The 6,224-nt window shown below is 64.7% G+C and carries 6 protein-coding genes and 1 pseudogene; 2 read left to right on the top strand and 5 right to left on the bottom strand.

Translation table 11 applies throughout. The features are described from left to right. Nucleotides 1-165 (bottom strand): annotated as a pseudogene (locus C9427_RS34815) (DMT family transporter); the annotation flags it as partial. Between the two features lie 229 nt (nucleotides 166-394). Between C9427_RS34815 and C9427_RS19560 the strand changes: the two are divergent. After that, complete coding sequence (locus C9427_RS19560; protein WP_107650755.1) at nucleotides 395-1,252, top strand: LysR family transcriptional regulator; 858 nt, start codon at nucleotides 395-397, stop codon at nucleotides 1,250-1,252. 20 nt (nucleotides 1,253-1,272) lie between these two features. On the opposite strand, the gene C9427_RS19565 is transcribed toward C9427_RS19560, so the two are convergent. The 3 genes from C9427_RS19565 to C9427_RS19575 all read right to left on the bottom strand — a co-directional run bounded on the left by C9427_RS19565 (nucleotide 1,273) and on the right by C9427_RS19575 (nucleotide 5,363). Continuing rightward, the gene (locus C9427_RS19565; RefSeq protein WP_107650756.1) at nucleotides 1,273-1,641 is read right to left on the bottom strand and encodes a glyoxalase superfamily protein; all 369 of its coding nucleotides are present in this window, start codon (nucleotides 1,639-1,641) and stop codon (nucleotides 1,273-1,275) included. Nucleotides 1,642-1,685: 44 nt separating this feature from the next. Continuing rightward, nucleotides 1,686-4,313, bottom strand: coding sequence for a TIGR02302 family protein (locus C9427_RS19570; RefSeq protein WP_107650757.1), 2,628 nt, complete (start codon nucleotides 4,311-4,313; stop codon nucleotides 1,686-1,688). A 114-nt stretch (nucleotides 4,314-4,427) separates the two neighbouring features. Next, nucleotides 4,428-5,363: a threonine/serine dehydratase gene (locus C9427_RS19575; protein WP_107650758.1), complete on the bottom strand. Its 936-nt coding sequence runs from the start codon at nucleotides 5,361-5,363 to the stop codon at nucleotides 4,428-4,430. A gap of 56 nt (nucleotides 5,364-5,419) precedes the next feature. Between C9427_RS19575 and C9427_RS19580 the strand changes: the two genes are divergently transcribed. Then, nucleotides 5,420-5,722: an ArsR/SmtB family transcription factor gene (locus C9427_RS19580; protein ID WP_107650759.1), complete on the top strand. Its 303-nt coding sequence runs from the start codon at nucleotides 5,420-5,422 to the stop codon at nucleotides 5,720-5,722. Between the two features lie 15 nt (nucleotides 5,723-5,737). Here C9427_RS19580 and C9427_RS19585 read toward each other — a convergent pair. Then, nucleotides 5,738-6,224: diaminopimelate decarboxylase family protein (locus C9427_RS19585; RefSeq protein ID WP_425351666.1), on the bottom strand; the 487-nt coding region annotated here is incomplete at its 5' end.

Here is a 6,224-nt window from a genome sequence, read left to right on the forward strand (position 1 = left end):
GTGGACGAGAAAGATCAGGATCGGCAGGGCGACGATCGAGCGAATGGCCATCACCTCGGTCACCGGATAGGTGCTCGATACGGCCTTGACCAATGGATCCTGGAGCGAGAACACCAGCACGCCGAGGCAAAGGCTTGCCATGCCGAGGACGATCCGGTTCTGCATGCGATTTCACAGGCTCCTTGCGCGCGGCCTCGAAGACCGGGCCTACTTTGGGGTAAAAAGAACCCGCCACCGTTTCGGGCAGCGGGTATGAGTGAGGACTCTTCAGATTGGTCCGCGGCCGATTTCGCGGCCGCATATCCAATGGGTGGAGGAAGTATCTTCTCGCGTTTGACATGTTGCAAACGAATTGGAATGATGCCTGCAATCAGATTTTCTTATGGCGGATAGTATGCGGCCAACCCTCGACAGTGACCTGTTGCGCACGTTCGTCGCGGTTGCCGACACCGGCAATTTCACCAAGGCTGCCGAGCAGGCCGGCCGCACCCAGTCGGCGGTCTCGATGCAGATGAAGAAGCTGGAAAGCCTGGTCGGCGACAGCCTGTTCGAGCGCGGCTCGCGCGGCGTGGCGCTGACGCGGCGCGGCGGTGAGCTTATCGGCAACGCCCGGCGCATCGTGTCGCTGCTCGAGGAGACCGCGGCGTCGATGGCCGCGGCGCCGCTTGGCGGACCGGTGCGCATCGGCATCCCGGAAGAATATGGTCATGCCATCCTGTCGCGCGCGCTCGGCGCCTTCGCCAAGCGCCATCCTCAGGTCGAAGTTACCGTGCGCTATGCGCATTCCGGCGCCCAGATAGCGGCGCTCGCCACCGGCGAGCTCGATCTGGCGGTGGTGTTCGAATGGCAGGATCTTTCTGGCGGCGAGGTGCTGATGCAGGATCCGACCGTGTGGGTAACTTCGGAGCTGCATCACATGCATGAGGAGCGCCCGGTGCCGATCGCGCTCTACAACCACGCCGGCTGGTGCAAGGATTTCGCCATCAAGTCACTGGAGCAGCGCGGTCTCGCTTATCGCGTCGCCTATACCAGCGATACCAATGGCGGCCTCAAGCTCGCCGTCACCTCCGGGCTGGCGATCGCGCCGATCTCGCGCAGCAACATACCGGCCGGTTGCCGGGAACTCGCCGCCGCCGACGGGTTCGGCGACATCGATGCCTCGAATATCGTGCTGCGCCGCAACCCGAACGCCTCCGGCGAGGCCATCGACGGCATGCAAGAGGCAATCCGTGAGGCGTTCACCAACCGGTAGAGCAGAGGTGGGGGAAGTTGCTACCGGATGTCCTCGTAGAAGGTCAGCCGGTTGCCGAATGGGTCGCCGACGGTGATTTCCCTCGTCTTCCACGGCGTCTCTTCAAGCCCCGGCCTGGCGAAGCGGTAGTTCCTGGTCGTCAATTCGCGGTGCAGCCCCGCAATGTCGGTCACCTCGATCCGCACGTGGGCGCCTGGCGCGCCGTCGCCGTGATGTTCGCTCAGATGCAGCACGCAGCCGTCGCGGGAAATCCCCATATAGAGGGGAGCGTTGTCGTCGAAGCGGTGCTCGAACTGCACCTCAAAGCCGAGAAAGCCGACATAAAATTCATGCGCCTTGGCGATGTCGAAGATGCGCAGGATCGGGGTGACGGCGCCGAGTTTCACCATAGTGGTCTCAGTGGTTCATGCTTGAGGCGATGGGGTGAGGGGAGTTATTTCAGCTCCAGCAGCCGCTCCAGATAGCTGCGCTCGATATCCGGGCTGAGCGCATTGCCAAGCCGCTTGCGGATCGCTTCGAGAATCTGGCGGGCGCGCTGGACGTCGATCTCGTCCGGCACCTTCACCGATTCACCGAAATCGGGACCCTTGGTGGCGCGCGGCCGGCCGAGCGGGTCGCGGTCGGCATTCTGCTGGCGGCCGCCTTCGCCGTTGCCGCCCTGGTCGCCCTGCATGGCCTGCAATTGCTTCATTATGTCCTTGGCGCCCTTGCGCAACGCCTCCAGCGCGCGGCCCTGGTGACCGACAGCCTGATCGCCGTCGCCTTCGCCAAGCGACTGTTCGGCATTGCCCATGGATTTGCCGGCCTCGCCAAACCCTTCACTGGGCTCGAGACCCATGCCTTCCAGCCCTTTCTTCAGCTGCTCGAGGTCGCCTTGCAGCTTGCCTTGGCCCTCCTGCAACTGCTTCAGCGCGTCGGCGAATTCCTGCGGCGTCATCGGCTTCGGCCGGCCAAGCGGGTCGCGGTCGTCGCCCGGGCCGGGCTTGCCCTGTTCGCCCATCTGGCCCTGCTCGCCATTCTCGCCGAGCTGCTCGTCGCGATTCTGGCCGCGCTGACGCTCGCCACGCTGCATCTGGTCCATGCGGAACGTGTCGTTCATCATCTCCTGCTGGCGCCGCATGATCTCGCCGAGCTTGTCCATCTGCCGGCGCATCTCGCTGTCCTGCTCGCCACCGCCCTGTTGCTGGCGCCCGGCCTGCAGATTGTTCATCATGTCCTGCAGTTGCGAGAGCAGTTGCTGCGCGTTGTCGCGATCGCCTGATTTCGCCAGATTCTCGATCTGGTCCATCATGCGTTCGATGTCGCTCTGGCGCAGTTCCTGGCCGTTCTGCTGCATCTGAGGCGCATTCGGATTCTGCTGCGCGCGCGCCGCGAATTCCTGCAGGAACTGGTTCATCGCCTCGCGCAGTTCCTTCATCGCCTTGTCGATTTCTTCGTCGCTGGCACCGTTCTTGATGGCATCCTGCAGCGCCTGCTGGGCCTGGCGCAGCCGCCTCTCGGCCGCCGACAGATTGCCCTCCTCGATGCCGAGCGCGATCTCCCAGAGATAAGACACTTCGTCGCGCAACTGGTCGTCGCTGTCGGCCATCTTCAGGCGGCTGCGGGCGCTCATGATGGCGAGGTAGTGAGCCATGTTGTCGAACGTGTCTTCGGGCCGAAGCGTGATCGCGTCCATCAGGTCGAGCACGCGGTCCTTGGCATTGGCGTCGAGCGCCAGCATCCGGCGCTGCTCGATCACGGCGCGGGCCAGCGGATTGGAGAAGGGCCGCTCCGGCATCACCAGCGTCTTGGTTTCGCTGGTTGCCGTATGTCCGGCATCATCGGTGGCGACAAGCGTCAGCTTGACCTTGCCGCCGGCCCAGACATGTTCGGTCAGGTCCTTCGTGGTCTTGGCGGCATTGGCCTTGCCGCCGCGGCGCGGCAAGGCCAATGGCATTTCGGGCGGGCCATAGAGCGGACGCGCATTCGGCGCCTGCGGGTCGGCCAAGGCGAAGCTCGCCTTGGCCGAGGCCGCGCCATAGTCGTCATCGATCTGGTAGTTGAGTTCGAAAGCGCCATTGGCGGCGCGCTTGGGCTCGCCGACGAAGCGGATCTGCGGCGGCTTGTCGGGGATCACCGCGAAGGCCCAGCGGCCAAGTTCGTCGTCAGCCGATTTCAGCGTCAGCGTGCCATTGGCCGTCAGCTTGCCGGTGAACTGGCGCACCGCGGAAGGAGGCGCCGGGTTTGCTGGCGGCTTGGCCGTCGCGGCCTGCGGGTCGATGGCGTGGGCATTGCCGCTGGCGTCGGCATAGCTCAGCGTTTCCTCGCCAGAGCCGCCAGTGACGCGCAGCGACACGTCGCTGCCTTCCGGCACGGTGAAGGCAGGCGCCGCCTGATTGACGTTGGTGGCGTTGGCGGCCGTGGAGACAGGAGCCGTAAGGAAGATCGGCGGCCTGCCGGTATAGGCTGGCGGCGTCACCCAGGCGTCGACGCGCGGCGGCACCACGTCGCGCGCCGCATTGGCGCTGAATCCGTCCGTCATGCGGCCGCCCGACGGCCCGAATGAGAAGGCAAAAGTGGTGACGAGCAGAAGCGCCGCCACGGCGCGCAGCCCCCACGGGTCGCGCTCGGGTACGCGCGTGCGTGGCAGGTCGGCACCGAGCCGGTCGAGTTTTTCGGCCATGCGTTTCTGGTGCTCGCGCCACAACGCCTGCGAAAAGCCGCTTTCCTTGCCGCTGGGACGGTCGGTCTGCACCAGCACCGGGCTGTGCAGCAGTTGGTTGGCCGCCTCGATGCGCCGGTCGATTTCGGCGCTGGACGGCATCCGGAAGAAACGCAAGGGGTAGAGCGCGCCAAGGGCTGCAATGGCGAACGCCGCGACGATGCCGATGCGCGCCATGTCGGGCAGAAGAGGGAAGAGGCCGAGCCACGAGACGCTGAGGAACAGGCTGGCGATGATAATCAGCGGCAGCAATAACGGCCAGCCGCGCTCGACCGTCATGGAGACCCGCGTCGCCAGTCGGCTCAGGGCAAGGCGCCTGGCCAGGCTGCGATCACTGGTGAAGGTGGGTCGTTGCGTCATCGGCCCTTCCTGGTCGGGCGGGATAGCCCGAACCTCACTGGTAGAAGAATACCAACAAACACGGCGAAGGCGAGGCAGTTCCCTAAAACGTGAAGGGGATTGCAGCCATTATCGTCAGAATTTCGCCGGATTCGTGTTCGCGCCGCAGACCAGAACGGCAATACGCTCGCCCTCAGTCGGCACGTAGCGGCCCGACAGGAGGGCCGCGAAGGCCGCGGCGCCGCCGGGCTCGGAGATGATTCGCACCCGGTCCCAAAGCGCGGCCTGCGCTGCGATGATGTCGTCGTCGCTGACCAGTATGGAGCGTTCGACGAAGGCTTCGGCGATTGGGAACATCATTTCGCCGACGCGTTTGGGCGCCAGCGAATCGGCAGCGATGCCTTCGGCCGGCGCATCGACCGGCCGCCCGGCCTCGAAGGCGCGGTAAAGCGTTGGCGCGCCTTCCGGCTCGACGGCGATGATCCTGATGCGGCCGGCGAACCAGGCGGCGATACCGCCGATCAGCCCGCCGCCGCCGACGGCGACCAGAAGCGTGTCGAGTTCAGGCAGCTCGGCTTCGATCTCGAGGCCGAGCGTGCCTTGCCCGACCAGCGTTTCCTCCTGGTTGAAGGCGTGGATCTGCAATGCGCCGGTCTTTTCGGCGAAGCCCTCGCTGGCGGCCAGTGCCTCGGCATAGCGGGCGCCGCCGACAATCAGCTCGGCGCCATAGCCGCGGATACGGTCGAGCTTGGCCGGCGGGCTCACCTCGGGAACGAAAATGGTCGCCTTGTGGCCAAGCCGCATGGCCGCATAGGCGACGGCGGCGCCATGATTGCCGCCCGATGCCGCGACGACGCCAGCCTTCGGCACCGGCCGCTCGAGAAGATTGGTGAAGGCGCCGCGCGCCTTGAACGAGCCGGAATGCTGCAGGCATTCCAGCTTCAGGTCGACGTCGAGAGCCGGGCGGTCGAAATCGGCCATGTCGACGCGCAGCACCGGCGTGTGGCGCACGAAGGGCCGGATGCGCGTTTCCGCGGCGGCAATGCGTTCGCGCGTGATCGTATTTGGCATGGCTTGTTCTCGCCTCCCGGGATTGACATTACTTAGTAACTTAGCAAAATGACTAAATGCAAGAGGTCGATGTCTTCAAGGCGATCGCCAACGAGCGCAGGCTGCAGATCCTCGACTGGCTGAAGGATCCACGTGCCCATTTCCCACGCCAAGCCGATGGCGATCTGGTCGATGACGGTGTCTGCGCGCTGCTGATTGCCGAAAAGCTCGGCATTACTCAGGCGACGCTTAGCGAACACATGCGGGTGCTCACCCAAGCAGGGCTTCTCAGCAGCAAGCGCATCAAGCAGTGGGCGTTCTATCGCCGCGATGAGAAGAAGATCGCAGAAACCAGAACCAGGATCCAGGCGCGGTTGTAGCGCCTTGGATGATCTCTACTTCAACCAGTCAGGCACCGAATCCAGCCCGATCAGCTCGTCATAGGTCTGGCGCGGACGCACGACATGGAAACGGTCGCCGTCGACCAGTACTTCGGGCACCAGAAGCCGGGTGTTGTAGGTGCCGGCCTGCACCGCGCCATAGGCACCGGCGGTGGCGATGGCGATGAGGTCGCCGGACTTCAGCCGCGGCAGGTCGCGGTCCAGACCGAGATAGTCGCCGGTCTCGCAGACCGGGCCGACCACATCGACCGTCATGCGCGGCGCTGCGGCCGGCTGCTGCACCACCGGCCTTATGTCGTGGAAGGCGTCATAGAGCGTCGGTCGGATCAGGTCGTTCATCGCGGCATCGACGACGAGGAAGTTCTTGGCGTCGCCTTCCTTAACGAAGATCACCTGCGAGACGAGGATGCCGGCATTGCCTGATATCAGCCGGCCGGGCTCGAACATGACCTTCAGTCCGAGCCTGGTGACGTGCTTCCTG

This window comes from Mesorhizobium helmanticense (assembly GCF_003034915.1).
In the GTDB taxonomy this organism is placed as follows: Bacteria; Pseudomonadota; Alphaproteobacteria; order Rhizobiales; family Rhizobiaceae; genus Mesorhizobium; species Mesorhizobium helmanticense.